This is a genomic window from Streptomyces sp. NPDC002088 (assembly GCF_040296605.1).
Taxonomy (GTDB): Bacteria; Actinomycetota; Actinomycetes; order Streptomycetales; family Streptomycetaceae; genus Streptomyces.
The window spans coordinates 1-2,793 of record NZ_JBEOXO010000089.1 but is presented as its reverse complement, the minus strand read 5'-3'; the positions used below and the strand labels follow the sequence as shown (position 1 = coordinate 2,793).

The following is a 2,793-nucleotide window of genomic DNA, read 5'->3' as shown; positions in this document are numbered from 1 at the left end:
GTCCGTCTCGGTGATCGCCCGGCAGGAGTGCAGCAGCCGTACCGTCCGCTCCAGCATCCGGGCGCGGGCCAGCTGGAGCTCGGCCGGGCGGTCGTCGAGGCTTGGTGGAGTGATTTGTCTGCTTAATTGCGATAACGAACGAGACCTTAACCTGCTAAATAGCCCGTATTGCTTTGGCAGTACGCTGGCTTCTTAGAGGGACTATCGGCTCAAGCCGATGGAAGTTTGAGGCAATAACAGGTCTGTGATGCCCTTAGATGTTCTGGGCCGCACGCGCGCTACACTGACGGAGCCAGCGAGTACTTCCTTGGCCGAAAGGCCCGGGTAATCTTGTTAAACTCCGTCGTGCTGGGGATAGAGCATTGCAATTATTGCTCTTCAACGAGGAATCCCTAGTAAGCGCAAGTCATCAGCTTGCGTTGATTACGTCCCTGCCCTTTGTACACACCGCCCGTCGCTACTACCGATTGAATGGCTCAGTGAGGCGTCCGGACTGGCCCAGGGAGGTGGGCAACTACCACCCAGGGCCGGAAAGCTCTCCAAACTCGGTCATTTAGAGGAAGTAAAAGTCGTAACAAGGTCTCCGTTGGTGAACCAGCGGAGGGATCATTACCGAGTTTACAACTCCCAAACCCATGTGAACATACCTTTACGTTGCTTCGGCGGAGCCGCCCCGGCGCCCGGAACCTCTTCGGTTTCGCGGCCCGGAACCAGGCGCCCGCCGGAGGCCACAAACTCTTTTGTTTTTACAGTTTCTTCTGAGTGTGCCGCAAGGCAAAATACAAATGAATCAAAACTTTCAACAACGGATCTCTTGGTTCTGGCATCGATGAAGAACGCAGCGAAATGCGATAAGTAATGTGAATTGCAGAATTCAGTGAATCATCGAATCTTTGAACGCACATTGCGCCCGCCAGAATTCTGGCGGGCATGCCTGTTCGAGCGTCATTTCAACCCTCGAGCTCCCCTCTTTTTGGGAGAGCCCGGCGTTGGGGACCCGGCGCTAACACCGCCGGCCCCGAAATGGAGTGGCGGCCCGTCCGCGGCGACCTCTGCGTAGTAATATCCACTCGCACCGGGACCCGGGCGCGGCCACGCCGTTAAACACCCCACCTTCCGAATGTTGACCTCGAATCAGGTAGGAATACCCGCTGAACTTAAGCATATCAATAAGCGGAGGAAAAGAAACCAACAGGGATTGCCCCAGTAACGGCGAGTGAAGCGGCAACAGCTCAAATTTGAAATCTGGTCCCCAGGGCCCGAGTTGTAATTTGTAGAGGATGCTTTTGGCGAGGCGCCTTCCGAGTTCCCTGGAACGGGACGCCACAGAGGGTGAGAGCCCCGTCTGGTCGGATGCCAAGCCTATGTAAAGCTCCTTCGACGAGTCGAGTAGTTTGGGAATGCTGCTCAAAATGGGAGGTATATGTCTTCTAAAGCTAAATACCGGCCAGAGACCGATAGCGCACAAGTAGAGTGATCGAAAGATGAAAAGCACTTTGAAAAGAGGGTTAAAAAGTACGTGAAATTGTTGAAAGGGAAGCGCCTATGACCAGACTTGGGCCCGGTGAATCATCCAGCGTTCTCGCTGGTGCACTTTGCCGGGCACAGGCCAGCATCAGTTTGGCGCGGGGGATAAAGGCTTCGGGAATGTGGCTCCCCTCGGGGAGTGTTATAGCCCGTTGTGTAATACCCTGCGCCGGACTGAGGTACGCGCTCCGCAAGGATGCTGGCGTAATGGTCATCAGCGACCCGTCTTGAAACACGGACCAAGGAGTCGTCTTCGTATGCGAGTGTTCGGGTGTAAAACCCCTACGCGTAATGAAAGTGAACGCAGGTGAGAGCTTCGGCGCATCACCGACCGATCCTGATGTTCTCGGATGGATTTGAGTAAGAGCATACGGGGCCGGACCCGAAAGAAGGTGAACTATGCCTGTATAGGGTGAAGCCAGAGGAAACTCTGGTGGAGGCTCGCAGCGGTTCTGACGTGCAAATCGATCGTCAAATATGGGCATGGGGGCGAAAGACTAATCGAACCTTCTAGTAGCTGGTTTCCGCCGAAGTTTCCCTCAGGATAGCAGTGTTGAACTCAGTTTTATGAGGTAAAGCGAATGATTAGGGACTCGGGGGCGCTATATAGCCTTCATCCATTCTCAAACTTTAAATATGTAAGAAGCCCTTGTTACTTAATTGAACGTGGGCATTCGAATGAACAACACTAGTGGGCCATTTTTGGTAAGCAGAACTGGCGATGCGGGATGAACCGAACGCGAGGTTAAGGTGCCGGAGTGGACGCTCATCAGACACCACAAAAGGTGTTAGTACATCTTGACAGCAGGACGGTGGCCATGGAAGTCGGAATCCGCTAAGGACTGTGTAACAACTCACCTGCCGAATGTACTAGCCCTGAAAATGGATGGCGCTCAAGCGTCCCACCCATACCTCGCCCTCAGGGTAGAAACGAAGCCCTGAGGAGTAGGCGGACGTGGAGGTCAGTGACGAAGCCTAGGGCGTGAGCCCGGGTAGAACGGCCTCTAGTGCAGATCTTGGTGGTAGTAGCAAATACTTCAATGAGAACTTGAAGGACCGAAGTGGAGAAAGGTTCCATGTGAACAGCAGTTGGACATGGGTTAGTCGATCCTAAGCCATAGGGAAGTTCCGTTTCAAAGGCGCACTTCGCGCCGTGTGGCGAAAGGGAAGCCGGTTAATATTCCGGCACCTGGATGTGGGTTTTGCGCGGCAACGCAACTGAACGCGGAGTCGTCGGCGGGAGCCCCGGGGAGAGTTCTCTTTTCT

Annotated in this window: 2 rRNA genes; both read left to right on the top strand. The window is 54.2% G+C overall.

The window, feature by feature from the left end:
- A 16S ribosomal RNA gene (locus tag ABT114_RS50100) occupies positions 1 to 617 on the top strand; the annotation flags it as partial.
- Positions 618 to 782: 165 nt separating this feature from the next.
- Positions 783 to 2,793, top strand: a 23S ribosomal RNA gene (locus tag ABT114_RS50095); the annotation flags it as partial.